This window comes from Flexivirga oryzae (genome assembly GCF_014190805.1).
GTDB classification, from domain to species: Bacteria; Actinomycetota; Actinomycetes; order Actinomycetales; family Dermatophilaceae; genus Flexivirga; species Flexivirga oryzae.
The window spans coordinates 140,175-155,267 of the sequence record NZ_JACHVQ010000005.1; the positions used below are offsets into that span (position 1 = coordinate 140,175).

The following is a 15,093-nucleotide window of genomic DNA, read 5'->3' on the forward strand; positions in this document are numbered from 1 at the left end:
TCGCCGTCCGGGGGCGAGCCGTGGGGGGAGCGGCTCGGCCCCGGCGGCACCGTCGTACTGTGAGGGTTACGTGACCGCTGTCGCCCAACGGGCCGACGCGGTCGCCAGCACCCTTGCGATCCCGAATCGAGAAAGGCAACCACGATGACCGACACAATCACCGACGCTCTCTACACCTCGGAGGCCACGTCGAAGGGCGGCCGCGAAGGCACGGTCAAGAGTTCGGACGGCGTCATCGACCTGCCGCTCGGCAAGCCGGGCAGCCAGGCGAACCCGAAGGCCAACCCCGAGACCCTGTTCGCCGCCGGCTACTCGGCGTGCTTCGGTGGGGCGCTCGCCGTCGTGGCCGGCAAGGAGGGCCTCGACGTCAGCGAGTCGACCGTGACGGCCGACGTGACACTGGGCACCAACGACGGCGGCTTCCTCATCGCGGCGAAGCTGACCGCGAAGATCCCGGGAGTCGACGCCGCCAAGGCACAGGAGCTTGCCGACGCCGCCCACCAGGTCTGCCCCTACTCCAAGGCGACCCGCGGCAACATCGACGTCACCATCGTCGGCGAGCCCGCCTGACGGCTCTCCCGGTCGGGTCCCCGGACCCGCTGCCTCACTGCCGAGAGGCCCACACAACACCGAGAGGCCCAGAAATCAGCCCGCTGATACGGGTGATTTGCTGGGCCTCTCGGCGCGTTCTGAGCCTGTCGGCGGGATGGGGGGTCAGCGTGTGGTCGCGTGGACCGGGTCGCCGACGCGGATCTCACCCTCGGTGTCGGGGATCAGGTGGTGGCAGAACCACGTCTTGCCGTCCCACTTGCGGTGCTTGCTCAGCGTCCGGATCGGTTCCTTGTTGCGCCGGGTCAGGTCGGTCGGGTCCACCAGCGTCATGGCGCAGCGGTCCACCGGCTTGGCCGCACGCAGGCGCACGCCCCCGATCCGCACCGACCTCCAGTCGTCCTCGGCGAAGGGCGCATCACCGTCGATGACGATGTTCGGCCGGAACCGGTCGATCTCCACGGCTTCGCCGCCGGCCTCCTCGATCCACTCGTTGAGCTGCCGCAGCGAGGCCAGCGACGCGATCGTGACCGGGTAGCCGTCCTGGAACGCCGCATGATCGGTCGGTTCGGAGAACTCCGGATTGAGGATGCGCTCGGCCGGATGCGCGCACCACACCAGCCGCAGGCCGGGGCGGCCGGTCACCCGCTCCAGCCACTGCGTCGCCTCCGGCTCCGTCGCCTGCACCGTCATCGGTGGCCGGGTGAACATCGTGGCCTTGACCTCGCCGCCACTCGCCACCACGGTGTATGACGGCACGCCTGGCGCGCTCAACTGCACTGAGGCGCCGGTGCCAGCGCAGCCGGCCACGGGTGTCGCGCGCACGCCGAACAACCCCGGAAGCTCGCGGGCGCTGACCATTGCACCCTCGTCGTCGACAACCATCCACTCGCGGTCGCCACGCAACCCGGCGAAGCCGACATGCACGCTCGTAACCGGTGTGATGGCAGTGCTTTTCACCGGGTGAATGCGCAACGACACCACCTGCATGTCAGCCGTCCGACGCAGCCTGCACGGCCGGGGTCGCCGTGATCACCGACGCCTTGCCGTCGCTGAGCGCGTAGGTCGCGCCGACGATGCCGAGGTCGCCGCGCTCGACGGCGTCGTGGACGATCCGGGAACGCTCGACCAGCAGGTCTGCGGTGGCCCGCACGTGCCGGGCGCCGACGTCCGCCGGCGTGCAGGTGCCCGCCGCCTGCGCGGCCGCGACGCTCGGCAACACCTCGACCGCGATGTCGCGGATGTAGCCCGGTGGCATGCTGCCGGACTCGGCGGCGTCGATGGCCGCCGCGACGGCACCGCACGACTCGTGCCCGAGGATCACGATGAGCGGCACCTCGAGCAACTCGACGCCGAACTCGATCGAGCCCAGCACGGCGTCGCCGATGATGTGGCCCGCCGTGCGCACGACGAAGATGTCGCCGAGGCCCTGGTCGAAGATGATCTCGGACGCGACCCGGCTGTCGCCGCACCCGAACAGCACCGCGGTCGGGTTCTGGCCGCGCGCCAGCACATGGCGGCGTTCGAGGTCCTGGTTCGGGTGCAGTGCGGTGCCGGCGACGAAGCGTTCGTTGCCCTCGACCAACCGGTCCCATGCCTGCTGCGGCGTGATGCGCGCGCCCGCTGCGGCGCTCACAGCCCGGGCCTGGTGCTGATCGTGAAGGCGGTGGGTTTCGCGGTCGCGGCGAAGAAGTCGTCGCCCTTGTCGTCGACGACGATGAAGGCGGGGAAGTCCTCGACCTCGATCTTCCAGATCGCCTCCATACCCAGCTCCGGGTACTCGAGGACCTCGACGTGCTTGATGCAGTCGTTGGCGAGCCGGGCGGCCGGGCCGCCGATCGACCCGAGGTAGAAACCGCCGTGCGCCTCGCAGGCGTCGGTCACCTGCTTACTGCGGTTGCCCTTGGCGAGCATCACATCGAACCGCCGGCCGCCTGGAACTGCTCGACATACGAGTCCATCCGGCCCGCGGTGGTCGGCCCGAACGAACCCGACGCATAACCCTCGGGCGTCTTGGCCGGCCCGGCGTAGTAGACCGCATGGTCCTTGAGGTACTGCGGCATCTCCTCACCGGCATCGAGCCGTTCCTTGATCTTCGCGTGCGCGATGTCGCGGGCGACCACGAGCGGCCCGGTGAGCGAGAGCCGTGTCTTGACAGGGTGTTTGGTGAGTTCGGCGCGAATGTCGTCCATCGGCCGGTTGAGGTCGATCTCGACCACGTCCGTGGCGCTCAGGTCCTCGTCCGTGGTGTCCGGCAGGAACCGGGCCGGGTCGGTCTCCAACTGTTCGATGAAGACGCCGTCCGCGGTGATCTTGCCCAGGCACTGCCGGTCGGCCGAGCAGCTGACCGCGATCGCGACGGGCAGCGATGCGCCGTGCCGGGGGAGGCGCACGACGCGCACGTCGTGGCAGAAGTACTTGCCGCCGAACTGCGCGCCGATGCCGAAGTTGCGGGTCAGCTCCAGCACCCGCTCCTCGAGCTCGATGTCGCGGAATCCGTGAGCGGTGGCGGCGTCACCCGAGGTCGGCAACTCGTCGAGATACTTCGCGCTGGCGTATTTTGCTGTCTTCAAAGCGAACTCGGCACTCGTCCCGCCGATCACGATCGCCAGGTGGTATGGCGGGCAGGCCGCGGTGCCCAGGGTTCGCAGCTTCTCGTCGAGGAACCTCATCATCGAGTCGGGGTTCAGGATCGCCTTCGTCTCCTGGTAGAGGAAGGACTTGTTCGCCGAACCGCCGCCCTTGGCCATGAAGAGGAACTTGTAGGTCGCCTCGTGACCGGGCGCCGTGTCGGCGTAGAGCTCGATCTGGGCGGGCAGGTTGGAGCCGGTGTTCTTCTCCTCCCAGGTCGTGATCGGCGCCATCTGCGAGTAGCGCAGATTGAGTCGGGTGTAGGCGTCGTACACGCCGCGCGCGAGCGACTCCTCGTCCGGTGCCCCACCACCGACGAGGACCTGGGACCCTTTCTTGCCCATGACGATCGCGGTGCCGGTGTCCTGGCACATCGGCAACACCCCGGCGGCTGCGATGCCGGCGTTCTTCAGCAGGTCGAGTGCCACGAACTTGTCGTTGTTGCTGGCCTGGTCGTCGTCCAGGATCTTGCGCAGGAACGCCAGGTGGGCCGGGCGCAGGTAGTGGGCGATGTCGTGCATCGCCGTCTCGGTCAGCAGCCGCAGGGCCTCGGGGTCGACCTCGAGGAAGGTCCGCCCACCCGGACCCTCGACGGTGCGCACACCCCCGTCGGACAACTTGCGGTACGTGGTGCGGTCGTCGCCTATCGGCAACAGGTCTTCATAGGCGAACTCGGCCATGACGTCGGGCGGTCTCCTTGCCTGGGATGGGGTTTTCAGCGTAGCGCCGCCGTCGTGTCGTCATACACGCACGGGCAAAGCTCCTGCACGCGGGCAGGTCCCGGACCGGCAACCTTTGACAATTGTCCGGCGTGACCACGAGACAACGCGCCCGAACTGGTGTAGACACCAGAGACGTGTAACTGCTCGAACCCCCGATGGAGCGATGCATATGAAACGTCTCAGGCCACCTCGCCGTGGCATAGCACTGGCAGCAGCGATGCTGATGGCGACGACCGGGCTGGCCGCGTGCGGCGGCAGCAACAGCGGCTCGGGCACCGTGCACCTCACTTGGTACATCAACCCGGACGTTGGTAACGCCGACGCGAGCAAGGGCGGTCAGGCCACCCTCGCCAAGGAGTGCTCGGACGCATCCAACGGCAAATACCAGATCAAGGTGCAGCTGCTGCCCAACTCCGCCAGCGACCAGCGCATCCAGCTGTTGCGTCGCCTCGCCGGCGGTGACAAGACGATGGATCTGATGAGCGTCGACCCGGCGTTCGTCAGCGAGTTCGCCGCGGCGGGCTACTTCGCACCGGTGCCACAGAACATGGTGGCGACGTTCAAACAGGACCGGGTGCAGTCCTCGATCGACGCGTCGACGTATGACGGGAAGCTGATGTCGGTGCCGTTCTGGGCCAACACGCAGCTGCTCTGGTACAAGAAGTCGATCGCCAAGAGCGCCGGGCTCGACATGAGCAAGCCGGTGACCTGGGACCAGCTGATCAAGGCGGCGCAGAAGACCAAGACCCAGATCGGCGTGCAGGCGGCGCTCTACGAGGGTTACTCGGTCTGGATCAACGCGCTGGTCACCGGTGCCGGCGGCAAGATCGTGGACAACCCGAACGCGACGTACGAGAACCTCAAGATGGGTCTCAACACCGCCGCCGGCAAGGACGCGGCACGCATCATCCACGAGGTGTCGTCGACCGGGGTCGGTGGACCCGCGATGGGCAGTTCGACCGAGACGGAGTCGCTGAACCTCTTCATCAGCAAGAAGGGTGCCTTCCTGGTCAACTGGCCCTACACCTACGGCGCCTACACGGGTAAGGACAAGTCGGACGTCGCGGCCACGATGTATCCCGAGACGGTCGCCGGGAAGGCCTCCCGCCCGCCGTACGGCGGCATCCAGTTGGCGGTCGGCAAGGACAGCCAGCACTCGACGCTCGCGTATCAGGCGGCGGCGTGCATCACCAACGAGAAACACCAGGCGCAGTACATGATCGCGTCCGGCAATCCGGCGAGCCGCAAGGCCGTGTTCAGCGACTCGACGACCACCTTCACACCACCGGGCGGAAAGCCGACAACGGTCCTGCAAGCATTCCCGAACGGCATCGCGGCCAAGATCCGCGAGTCCCTGGACGCTGCGGCGGCCCGCCCGCTGACTCCCTACTGGGGTGACATCTCGACGGCGCTGCAGCAGAAGTTCAGCCCGCCGAACGCGGTCAACCAGAACACGCCCTCGAAGGCGCAGAGTTTCATCCTGAACGTTCTGAAGGGGAAGGCGCTGCTATGAGCACTGTCGCTGAAACCACCAAGGGCGAGCTCACCGCGGACGAACAGGCGCACCTGTCCGACCGTGCCAAGGGCGAACGCCGACTCGGTTGGCGGCTCGCCGGCCCGGCGTTCATCGTGATGCTGCTCGTCACGCTCTACCCGATCGGCTACGCGGTCTACCTGTCGTTGTTCAACTACCGGTTGACCGATCCGGCGGGCAAGAAACTGGTGTGGTTGCAGAACTACATCACCGCGTTGACCGACTCGCTCTTCTGGCAGGCGTTCGTCACGACCCTGGTGATCGTGATCGTGACGCTGATCATCGAGTTGGTCCTCGGTATGGCGATCGCCATGGTCATGAACAAGGTGGTCTGGCCGCGGCGCACCCTGCGCACGGTCGTGCTGATCCCCTACGCGATCGTGACCGTGGTGTCGGCGTTCTCGTGGAAGTATGCCGCGCAGATCGACACCGGTTTCTTCAACCACTGGCTGCACACGCTGACGTTCGGCGGGTTCAGCGAGAGCTACAACTGGTTCGGCGGTCGCTGGTCGTCACTGACGATCATCTGCTTGTCGGAGATCTGGAAGACCACGCCGTTCATGTCGCTGCTGCTGCTCGCCGGGCTGGCACAGGTCGACTCGGCGCAGGAGGAGGCCGCCAAGGTCGACGGTGCCACCTGGTGGCAGCGGCTGACCAAGGTGATCCTGCCGAACATGAAGGCAGCCCTGATGGTGGCGCTGCTGTTCCGCACCCTCGACGCCGTGCGCATCTACGACAACCCGTACGTCATGACCGGCGGCGCGAACAAGACCGAGACGTTGTCGATGCTGGTCGGCACGGAGACGGTCAGTCGGGTGGAGATCGGCATGGGCTCGGCCCTGGCCGTGATCCTCTTCGTGATCGTCCTGATCATCGCGTTCATCTTCGTCAAATTGTTCAAGGTCGATCTCACGACGAGTGGAAGGAGTTGAGCCGTGGAGACCAACATGAGCAACAGGGCCAAGAACGGCCTCGGCGTTGTTTCGATCGTCATCATGATCTGGACGCTCATCCCGCTGCTCTGGATCGTCGCAACCTCGCTGAAGGGCACCGCCGCGCTCGGTGACTCGAGCCAGAACGTGCTGGGCAACTTCTGGCCGAAGCACATCAGCTGGGACAACTACAAGCTGATCTTCTCCGGTGGCGCGTCCGATCTGTTCGTGCCTGCGCTGTGGCACTCGATCATCGTCTGTGTGGTGTCGACGGTCATCAGCGTCGTGCTCGCGACGTTCTGCGCCTACGCGATCTCGCGGCTGGACTTCCCGGGCAAGAAGCTCATCCTGACGACGTCGCTCGCGGTGTCGTTCTTCCCGGTCATCGCGATGGTGACGCCGCTGTTCAACCTGTGGCGGCAGATCGGGCTGTTCGACACCCTTCCGGGGTTGATCATTCCCTACCTGACGCTGACGCTGCCGTTGTCGATCTGGACGCTGTCCGCGTTCTTCCAGCAGATCCCGTGGGAGATGGAGCAGGCCGCACAGGTGGACGGTGCCTCCAGCTGGCAGGCGTTCGTGAAGGTCATCGCGCCGCTCGCGGCACCCGGTGTCTTCACCACGGCGATCATCGCGTTCTTCACCGCGTGGAACGACTTCGTCTTCTCGTCGAACCTCACGGCACAGCACGCGCAGACCGTCCCCGCCGCGTTGAGCTTCTTCACCGGGGCCAGCCAGTTCGTCCAGCCGACCGGCGCCATCTGTGCGGCAGCGGTCGTCGTCACCATTCCCGTCGTGATCCTCGTACTGTTCTTCCAGAAGAGGATCGTTGCCGGACTCACCTCTGGCGCCGTCAAGGGCTGACGCCCTTGTAAAGGAGAGATCAATGTCGAGCATCGAACTCAACCACATTGTCAAGAAGTACGGTGACGGCTTCCCGGCCGTCAACGACGTCAACCTGGACATCAAGGACGGCGAATTCGTCATCCTGGTGGGCCCGTCCGGTTGTGGTAAGTCCACGCTGCTGCGGATGGTCGTGGGGCTGGAGGACATCACGTCCGGCGACCTGGAGATCGACGGCAAGCGGGTCAACGACCTGGCCCCGCGCGACCGCAACCTCGCGATGGTGTTCCAGAACTACGCGCTCTACCCGCACCTGACCGTCTACGAGAACATCGCGTTCCCGCTGCGGTTGCAGAAGGGCAAGCACAGCGACGCCGAGATCGACCAGAAGGTGCGCCAGGCGTCGTCGATGCTGGAGCTCGACGAGCACCTGGAGCGCAAACCGGGCAACCTGTCCGGTGGTCAGCGGCAGCGGGTCGCGATGGGTCGGGCGATCGTCCGGGAGGCCGACGCGTTCCTGTTCGACGAGCCGTTGTCCAACCTGGACGCGAAGTTGCGCGGCCAGATGCGCACGGAGATCGCCCGGATGCAGCGTCGTCTCGGGATCACCACGATCTACGTCACCCACGACCAGACCGAGGCGATGACCCTCGGCGACCGGGTCTGCGTGCTCAAACGTGGTGTGCTGCAACAGGTTGCGTCTCCGCGGGAGCTCTACGAACAGCCGGTCAACCTGTTCGTGGCCGGCTTCATCGGCTCCCCGCCGATGAACTTCCTGCCGGCCCGGGTGGAGGGCAACACGTTGAAGCTGCCGTTCGTCGACGTGCCGGTCGACGGCGAGCTCGCCGAGAAGGTCAAGGGCAAGGACGTCGTCATCGTCGGCCTTCGCCCCGAGCACCTGAAGGACACGACCGTCGAGTCGGGGCCGGAGCACTCGGTGAAGTTCAACGCCGTGGTCGACCAGACCGAATGGCTGGGCAACGAGCAGTACGCCTACATTCCCTACGAGGCGGACGGTGCGGTCCGGGAGCAACTCGAGGAACTCGACCGCGACCTGGATGGTGAGGGTCTGCGCACCCAGATGATCGTCAACCTCGACCCGCGCTCGCGGGTGCTCGAGGGGGACGAGGCGCAGCTGGCCTTCAACCCGGCCGTCATGCACGTCTTCGACCCGCACACGGGCGACAACCTCACCCGTGACGAGGAGAAGGCGGCGGAGATCGCGGCCGACTCGGAGAAGATGCGCAAGGCGGCCCTGGAGCGGGCCCGCAAGCGCGACGCGGCGGACACCGAGAAGTCCGCCTGACCGACAGGCCCAGCAAACACCGAGCTTGCCGGGCCGCTTCGCTTGGCCCACCGTGGGTGGGGAAGATTTCTGGTGGTGGTGGCTGGCTGTTCGTGGGCTGTTGGCGGGACACTGGTGGAGTGTGTTGCGGTTAGACGCCGTTCCTCTCTAGCGCCATGGTGAGCCTGGCACCGAGCATGGTGGCGGAGGGCTCCACGGGAACCGTGGATTGTTGCTACGAGCACGCGTTACAGACTTCATTTCTTTCCTGCCCTCCCCGCAACACGCACCCGACCCCGGTCCTGGGGCCGGGCCGGCGGCGGTCTGAAGGAGGCCGTGATGGAAGTAGTACACGCCCGGTGTGCCGGGATCGATATCGCAAAAAAGGGCGCGAAAGTCTGTGTCCGGGTACAAGGCACTCGCCGCCGCAAGACCGGGTATGAGGTCACGGACTGGGGTTCGATGACTGATGACATCCTCGGGTTACGCCAGTACTTGATCGATCAGCAGGTGACCGGGGTGTTGATGGAATCGACCAGTGACTACTGGAAACCGTTCTACTACCTGCTCGAGGACGCCGGGTTCGAACTGATCTTGGCCAATGCCCGGCACGTGAAGAACATCCCCGGCCGCAAGAGCGACGTCAATGACGCGACCTGGCTGTCGGACTTGTGCGCACACCGGCTGGTGCGATCCAGCTTCGTGCCGCCGGCACCGATCCGGGCGTTGCGGGATCTGACCCGTTCCCGGGAGGTGATCACCCACGAACGGACCCGCAAGATCGCCCGGCTGGAAAAGCAGTTGGAGGACGCCGGGATCAAACTGTCCTCGGTGGCCTCCAACCTGAGCGGGGTGTCCTGTCACGACATGCTGACCGCGATGGTCGCCGGGCAACGCGACCCGATCGCCCTGTCGGAGTTGGCCCGCGGCAGCATGCGCAACAAGCGCCCGGACCTGCAACGAGCCCTGACCGGCCGGTTCACTGAGCATCACGCGTTCTTGGTGCGGATGTCCCTGGAACGCATCGCCCAGGACGACGCAGCGATCGCCGCGTTGACCCAGCGGATCGAGGCACAGATCGAACCCTTTCGCTCCTTCCGGGACTTGATCTGCGCGATCCCGGGAATCAGTACCACCGTCGCGGACGTGATCATCGCCGAGACCGGCGCGGACATGAGCGTGTTTCCCACCGCCGGGCACCTGGCCGCGTGGGCCGGGGTCGCGCCCGGGCAAAACGAGTCCGCCGGACGCACGGGATCGACCACGGCCCGTCCCGGGGACTCCCACCTCAAAGGCGCCCTGGGCATCGCGGCCATGTCGGTTTCCCGCACCAGAAACACGCGCCTGGGCGCCCGGTATCACCGCATCGCTGCCCGCCGCGGCAAACTCAAAGCCATCGTCGCGATCGAACGCACCCTGCTGTCCATCGTTTGGGCCATGGGCCACACCGGCCAGCCCTACCAGGAACCCGGCGCTGACTACTACACCCGGCTACGCCCGGACCGCACGAAAACACGTGCCCTGAAAATGCTCCGCGACCTCGGCTACACCGTCACCCTCACACCCGCAGCCTGACAACCCAGGACACAACGCCACGCACCTATCTTCGTTACAGAGGCTCAGTGGTTTCCGGGTAACGAACCCGGAACGACTGGGCCTCTCAGTGTGTTCTGGGCCTGTCGGTGTGGGGGCGCCTAGGGTGGGGCCATGAGCGCAGCGAACCGGCCCACCGTCCTCGTCACCGGCGCCACCCGTGGCATCGGGCGTGCGGTTGCCGACCTGCTCGCACCGGATCACGACCTCATCGTCGGCGGCAGGTCGGCGGCGGAGGTGTCCGCGGTCTGCGGCCGATTGCCGTCGGCGCGTCCCTTCGTCGCCGACCTCGCCGACGAGGACGCGGTCGGTGGGGCGGTCGAAGAGCTCGGTGGGCTGGACCGGTTGGACGGGCTGGTGCACTCGGCCGGCGTGCTGGGCAGCGGTGCGCTCACCGACCTGCGCCGGGCCGGCTGGCGGCAGACCCTGGAGACCAACGTGGTGGCGGTGGCGGACCTGACCCGGTTGCTGCTGCAGCCGCTCGTCGCGGCGCAGGGCACCGTCGTGGTCGTCAACTCCGGCTCCGGGCTGCGTGCCCACGGCCCGGGCGGCGCCTACTCAGCATCGAAGTTCGCGGTGCGGGCGGTCGCGGACTCGATGCGCGAGGAACTGCGCCCGCGGGGCGTGCGTGTGTCGACCGTCTACCCCGGTCGTACCGCCACCGACATGCAGCGTGAGTTGCGGTCGTTCGAGTGTGGTGAGTATGACGAGGCGCGCTACCTACGGCCCGAAACCGTCGCGAGCGCAGTGCGATTCGTGCTCTCGGCGCCCCAGGAGGCCTGCGTGGAGGATCTATCGATCCGTCCTCGCTGACACGATCAGCCCAGCTCGGTCCTGGTCGGGGGGTTGGCGCCCGCCCGGCTGACGGTGATCGCGGAGGCGGCGATGGCGCGGTCGACCGCAGGGCGCAGCTCGGCCAGTCCGGCACGCCGCAGCCGGTCGCGTGCCTCGACCGAGCCGAGCAGGCCCGCGTCGAGCAGCGCGGACAACAGCCCCGACTGGAACGAGTCCCCGGCGCCGACGGTGTCGACCACCGAAACGCTTCTGCCGGGGACTGTCGCGGTCTCACCGGTCGACGTGACGTGCATCAGGGCGCCGTCGCCGCCACGCGTCACCACCACCAGGGATGCGCCGAGCTGACCCCACAACGCCAGGATCTCCGCCGGGTCGACCGCGCCGCCGTAGAGCCAGGCGACGTCCTCGTCGCTGGCCTTCACGACGTCGGCACAGCCGATCAGCTGCTCCAGGTGCGCCCGCGCGTCCCGCGCCTCGCCGATGAGCGAGGGACGCGGGTTCGGGTCGAACGACACGGTCGCGTGGCGCCGAGCCAGGAGCATGGCGTCGGCCACCTTCGTCGCACCCGGCTGCAGCGCTGACGCGATGGAGCCGGTGTGGAAGTGCCCGACGTCGGTCGGCAGCGGATACGGTACGTCCCAGGTCAGGTCGAATTCGTAGGTGGCCGAACCGTTTCCGTCCAGGGTCGCACGTGCCGTCGGGGTGCGGGGCGCCGTCGTACTGCCGTCGACCAGCGGAACACCGTCGGCCGCGAGCTGCCGTCTGATGAGTTCGCCGTGTGCGTCGTCCGCGAGGTATGCCGCCAGCCGGACCGGGTGATCCAGCCGGGCCAGCCCGATCGCGACGTTCAACGGGCTGCCACCGACGTGCTCCGTGGCCGGACCGTCGACGGGCTGGACGATGTCGATGAGTGCTTCGCCGACCACCAGGGTGTCGACCATCGGATGGGTTCCCTTCACTCTCAGCCGTCGAGCAACCCGCCGGCGAGCTGCTGCAGCTTCGCCATCGGGTGCACGGCCTCGATGGAGCGGATGGTGCCGCTCTTGGACCGCATGACCAGCGAGTGGGTGGTGCAGCCGCCGCCGCGGTAGCGGACACCGCGCAGCAGTTCGCCGTCGGTGATGCCGGTGGCCACGAAGAAGCAGTTGTCGCTGCGGACCAACTCGTCGGTGGTCAGCACGGCCTCCAGGTCGTGCCCGGCATCGATGGCGCGCTGCCGCTCGTCGTCGTCCTTGGGCCACAGCCGGCCCTGCAGCACGCCGCCGATGCACTTCATCGCGCAGGCGCTGATGATCCCCTCCGGGGTGCCGCCGATGCCGAGCAGCAGGTCGATGCCGGTGTCCGGGCGGGCCGCCATGATCGAGCCCGCGACGTCGCCGTCGGAGACGTAACGGATGCGGGCCCCCGCGTTGCGGATCTCCTCCGCCAACGCCACGTGCCGCGGCCGGTCCAGCAACACCACGGTGACGTCGGAGGCGCTGCCGTGCTTCGCCTTCGCGACCCGCCGGATGTTCTCGGCGACGGGCAGGCGGATGTCGACCACGTCGGCCGCCTCCGGCCCGGTGGCCAGTTTGTCCATGTAGAAGACCGCGCTGGGGTCGTACATCGAGCCGCGTTCGCTGACCGCCATGACCGACACGGCGTTCGTCATACCCTTCGCGGTCAGCGTGGTGCCGTCGATCGGGTCCACGGCGACATCGACGTCCGGTCCGGTGCCGTCACCGACGCGCTCGCCGTTGAACAGCATCGGCGCCTCGTCCTTCTCACCCTCGCCGATGACGACGACGCCGTTCATCGAGACGGAGGCGACCAGGTGCCGCATCGCGGCGACGGCAGCACCGTCGGCGGCGTTCTTGTCCCCGCGGCCGACCCAGCGACCGCCGGCCATCGCCGCCGCCTCGGTCACACGGACCAGTTCGAGCGCAAGGTTACGGTCCGGGGCTTCCGGGGTGACGCTGTCGGACGGCATGGGATCTCCTCGGAGAGGTCTCGGAGTGGCTGCGGCAACGACTCTATCGGTCCCGGGCAGCAGCCCGGGGCACGACCGGGCATCGCCGGTTTGGGACCATGGTGCGTGTGAGTACGGGAACACCCACCGACCGGCCGAGCCCGCCCCCCGCACCGGGCGCGGACCAGCCGCCCACGCGGCGACGCGGCCTGGGATCAGTGCGCAGCATGGTCATCTCGACGGTGATCGTCGTGCTCGCGGTGATCGGCTGGTGGGCGTTCGTGCCGCGGTCCGACCAGCCCGCCGCCCCGGTCGCCGACATCGCCGGTATCGCTCGGGAGGTCGGGATCGCGCAGCACTGGGACCCGGCGGTCGCCGACGGGCTGCCCAAGGGTTGGCAACCGGTCAACGTCCGCCTCGTGACGGCAGAGCACCTGCCGCCGACCTGGCAGGCGGGGTATGACGTGTCCGGCGGGAAGTACATCCGGGTGCTGCAGACCGAGGACACCAGCGACGACTGGGTGAACACCCAGACCGGCGACGGAGCCGCCCAGGGCACCGTCACGATCGACGGCGTGAAGTGGGCCAAGACCGAACGCAGCGATGGCGGGGAGCGCAGCCTGGTGCGGTCGACTCCGCTCGGCGGTCTCGCGACGGTCGTCGACGGCACCGGGGACTGGTCGCAGCTGACGCGTTTCGCGAAGGCGCTCAAGCCGCTCAGCAGGAGTTCGCTCGCGACCAAGGGACCGACCGCAGCCGGTTAGTCGCCGTCCGCGGCCCCGGCCGTCATGGCATCGATCTTCTGCTGGGCCCCGTCCAGCCAGCGCTCGCAGTGTGCGGCGAGCGTCTCACCGCGCTCCCAGAGCCGCATCGACTCCTCGAGCGTCTCGGTGCCGCTCTCCAGACGCGCCACGATCGCCGCGAGCTCGTCGCGTGCCTCCTCGTAGCCGAGCTCGGCCACATCGGCATTCGTCGTGGCGTCGTCGGGTGCGTCCTTCTTCGGCATACCCGCAGTCAATCACGTCGTCAGGACACCGGCGTGACCGCGAAGTCGCCGGATGCGACCGTCACCCGCAGCAGTTCGTCGGGTTCCACGGTCGCGACATCGGTCACCACCTGGCCGTCGGTGTGCCGCACCACGGCGTACCCACGCTCCAGCGTCTGCAGCGGGGACAGCGCGCGCAGCTGGCCACGCAGGTGCGCGATCTGGTCGTGCGCCCGCTCCAGCCGGTGGCCCACCCGCGATCGCGAGCGGTCCCTTAGCGCCTCCACGGTCGCGCGTCGGGTGGCGACCATCGTCTCCGGTGCCACCAGCACCGGCCGGCTGCGCAGCTGCTCCAGATGCCGGCGTTCGACGATGAGCCGGCGGTGCAGGGCGCCGGCGCCGCGCGCCCGCGACTCGGCCAGCCCGTCCAGCTCGTCGGCCAGATCCGGCACGATCCGCTTCGCGGCGTCGGTCGGGGTCGAGGCACGGACGTCGGCGACGAAGTCGAGCAGCGGGGTGTCCTCATCGTGTCCGATCGCGCTCACGACCGGTGTGCGGGCGGCGGCGACGGCCCGCACGAGGGCTTCGTTGCTGAACGGCAACAGGTCCTCGAAGCCACCCCCGCCGCGGGTGATGACGATGACGTCGACGTGGGCGACCGCGTCGAGTTCGGCGAGCGCGGCGGTGACCTGCGGGACCGTGTCGGGACCCTGGACCGCGACCTGCCGGATCTCGAACCGGGTTGCGGGCCAACGGCGTCTGGCGTTCTCGACGACATCCTTCTCGGCAGCGCTGGCGCGCCCGCAGATCAGCCCGATCGTGCGCGGCAAGAACGGCAGTGGCTTCTTGCGGGACGGTTCGAAGAGGCCCTCGCTGCGCAGCAGCTGCTTGAGGTGCTCCAACCGGGCGAGCAGCTCCCCGACCCCGACCGGCCGCATCTGCCGGGCCTCCAGGTGCAACGTGCCGCGCTTGGTCCAGAACCGCGGCTTGGCGTGCACCACGACCCGCGCGCCCTGCTGCAGCCCCGGTCCCATCGCGTCGAGCGTGTTGACGTGCACCGTGACCGACAGGGACATGTCGACCTCGGGGTCGCGCAGCGTGACGTAGGCCGTCGGCGCCCCGGGTCGCCGGTTGAGCTGCACGATCTGCCCCTCGACCCACAGCGGCGACATCTTGTCGACGTAGTCGCTGATCTTCACCGAGAGGGTGCGCACCGGCCACGGTTTCTCCGCGGTGGTGTCGGCGGCCCTTTCGGGCAGTGGGTTGGTCATCTGGT

14 protein-coding genes and 1 pseudogene are annotated in these 15,093 nt (G+C 67.8%); 8 read left to right on the forward strand and 7 right to left on the reverse strand.

The genetic code is table 11. The features are described 5' to 3' along the window. Positions 1 to 144: 144 nt before the first annotated feature. Entirely contained in the window at positions 145 to 570 is a 426-nt protein-coding gene (locus FHU39_RS21595; RefSeq protein ID WP_183322806.1) for an organic hydroperoxide resistance protein, read from the forward strand. A 144-nt stretch (positions 571 to 714) separates the two neighbouring features. Here the strand turns inward: FHU39_RS21595 and FHU39_RS21600 are convergent, their stop codons facing one another. The 3 genes and pseudogenes from FHU39_RS21600 to FHU39_RS21610 all read right to left on the reverse strand — a co-directional run bounded on the left by FHU39_RS21600 (position 715) and on the right by FHU39_RS21610 (position 3,860). Beyond that, entirely contained in the window at positions 715 to 1,539 is an 825-nt protein-coding gene (locus FHU39_RS21600) for an MOSC domain-containing protein (protein WP_246336821.1), read from the reverse strand. 1 nt (position 1,540) lies between these two features. Next, entirely contained in the window at positions 1,541 to 2,185 is a 645-nt protein-coding gene (locus FHU39_RS21605; protein ID WP_343066058.1) for a carbonic anhydrase, read from the reverse strand. After that, a pseudogene (locus FHU39_RS21610) lies at positions 2,182 to 3,860 on the reverse strand (fumarate hydratase). The gene FHU39_RS21605 and the pseudogene FHU39_RS21610 overlap by 4 nt, the downstream one beginning before the upstream one ends. 211 nt (positions 3,861 to 4,071) lie before the next feature. Here FHU39_RS21610 and FHU39_RS21615 point away from each other — a divergent pair. The 6 genes from FHU39_RS21615 (at position 4,072) to FHU39_RS21640 (ending at position 10,902) form a co-directional block, all read left to right on the forward strand. After that, positions 4,072 to 5,415, forward strand: a complete 1,344-nt coding sequence (locus FHU39_RS21615) for an extracellular solute-binding protein (RefSeq protein ID WP_183322808.1) — start codon at positions 4,072 to 4,074, stop codon at positions 5,413 to 5,415. After that, positions 5,412 to 6,368, forward strand: coding sequence for a carbohydrate ABC transporter permease (locus tag FHU39_RS21620; protein WP_183322809.1), 957 nt, complete (start codon positions 5,412 to 5,414; stop codon positions 6,366 to 6,368). Before FHU39_RS21615 ends, FHU39_RS21620 begins: the two co-directional genes overlap by 4 nt. Positions 6,369 to 6,383: 15 nt before the next feature. Then, positions 6,384 to 7,232: a carbohydrate ABC transporter permease gene (locus FHU39_RS21625; protein WP_183322953.1), complete on the forward strand. Its 849-nt coding sequence runs from the start codon at positions 6,384 to 6,386 to the stop codon at positions 7,230 to 7,232. A gap of 22 nt (positions 7,233 to 7,254) precedes the next feature. Continuing rightward, positions 7,255 to 8,517, forward strand: coding sequence for an ABC transporter ATP-binding protein (locus FHU39_RS21630; RefSeq protein WP_183322810.1), 1,263 nt, complete (start codon positions 7,255 to 7,257; stop codon positions 8,515 to 8,517). A gap of 318 nt (positions 8,518 to 8,835) precedes the next feature. After that, entirely contained in the window at positions 8,836 to 10,071 is a 1,236-nt protein-coding gene (locus tag FHU39_RS21635; RefSeq protein WP_183319556.1) for an IS110 family RNA-guided transposase, read from the forward strand. A gap of 132 nt (positions 10,072 to 10,203) precedes the next feature. Beyond that, positions 10,204 to 10,902 (forward strand): SDR family oxidoreductase, encoded by a 699-nt coding sequence (locus FHU39_RS21640; RefSeq protein ID WP_183322811.1) that lies wholly within the window; start codon positions 10,204 to 10,206, stop codon positions 10,900 to 10,902. Between the two features lie 5 nt (positions 10,903 to 10,907). Here the strand turns inward: FHU39_RS21640 and FHU39_RS21645 are convergent, their stop codons facing one another. After that, entirely contained in the window at positions 10,908 to 11,825 is a 918-nt protein-coding gene (locus FHU39_RS21645; RefSeq protein WP_183322812.1) for a carbohydrate kinase family protein, read from the reverse strand. Positions 11,826 to 11,845: 20 nt separating this feature from the next. Beyond that, a complete protein-coding gene (glpX, locus tag FHU39_RS21650; RefSeq protein ID WP_183322813.1) occupies positions 11,846 to 12,853 on the reverse strand; it encodes a class II fructose-bisphosphatase in 1,008 nt (335 codons plus the stop codon). A 107-nt stretch (positions 12,854 to 12,960) separates the two neighbouring features. On the opposite strand from glpX, the gene FHU39_RS21655 reads away from it, so the two are divergent. Beyond that, entirely contained in the window at positions 12,961 to 13,596 is a 636-nt protein-coding gene (locus FHU39_RS21655; RefSeq protein WP_183322814.1) for a DUF4245 family protein, read from the forward strand. On the opposite strand, the gene FHU39_RS21660 is transcribed toward FHU39_RS21655, so the two are convergent. Together FHU39_RS21660 and xseA are read right to left on the reverse strand one after the other, a co-directional pair. Beyond that, a complete protein-coding gene (locus tag FHU39_RS21660; RefSeq protein WP_183322815.1) occupies positions 13,593 to 13,838 on the reverse strand; it encodes an exodeoxyribonuclease VII small subunit in 246 nt (81 codons plus the stop codon). The two genes, FHU39_RS21655 and FHU39_RS21660, sit on opposite strands and share 4 nt — an antisense overlap. A gap of 20 nt (positions 13,839 to 13,858) precedes the next feature. Then, positions 13,859 to 15,088 carry an exodeoxyribonuclease VII large subunit gene (gene xseA, locus FHU39_RS21665; protein WP_183322816.1) on the reverse strand — a complete coding sequence of 410 codons (1,230 nt, stop codon included), beginning with the start codon at positions 15,086 to 15,088 and terminating at the stop codon, positions 13,859 to 13,861. Positions 15,089 to 15,093 lie beyond the last annotated feature (5 nt).

Bases quoted from the DNA above. Each gene is read 5' to 3' on its own strand.
- FHU39_RS21595 (WP_183322806.1), top strand. From the start codon at position 145: ATGACCGACACAATCACCGACGCTCTCTACACCTCGGAGGCCACGTCG.
- FHU39_RS21600 (WP_246336821.1), bottom strand. From the start codon at position 1,539: ATGCAGGTGGTGTCGTTGCGCATTCACCCGGTGAAAAGCACTGCCATC.
- FHU39_RS21615 (WP_183322808.1), top strand. From the start codon at position 4,072: ATGAAACGTCTCAGGCCACCTCGCCGTGGCATAGCACTGGCAGCAGCG.
- FHU39_RS21620 (WP_183322809.1), top strand. From the start codon at position 5,412: ATGAGCACTGTCGCTGAAACCACCAAGGGCGAGCTCACCGCGGACGAA.
- FHU39_RS21625 (WP_183322953.1), top strand. From the start codon at position 6,384: ATGAGCAACAGGGCCAAGAACGGCCTCGGCGTTGTTTCGATCGTCATC.
- FHU39_RS21630 (WP_183322810.1), top strand. From the start codon at position 7,255: ATGTCGAGCATCGAACTCAACCACATTGTCAAGAAGTACGGTGACGGC.
- FHU39_RS21635 (WP_183319556.1), top strand. From the start codon at position 8,836: ATGGAAGTAGTACACGCCCGGTGTGCCGGGATCGATATCGCAAAAAAG.
- FHU39_RS21640 (WP_183322811.1), top strand. From the start codon at position 10,204: ATGAGCGCAGCGAACCGGCCCACCGTCCTCGTCACCGGCGCCACCCGT.
- FHU39_RS21645 (WP_183322812.1), bottom strand. From the start codon at position 11,825: ATGGTCGACACCCTGGTGGTCGGCGAAGCACTCATCGACATCGTCCAG.
- glpX (WP_183322813.1), bottom strand. From the start codon at position 12,853: ATGCCGTCCGACAGCGTCACCCCGGAAGCCCCGGACCGTAACCTTGCG.
- FHU39_RS21660 (WP_183322815.1), bottom strand. From the start codon at position 13,838: ATGCCGAAGAAGGACGCACCCGACGACGCCACGACGAATGCCGATGTG.
- xseA (WP_183322816.1), bottom strand. From the start codon at position 15,088: ATGACCAACCCACTGCCCGAAAGGGCCGCCGACACCACCGCGGAGAAA.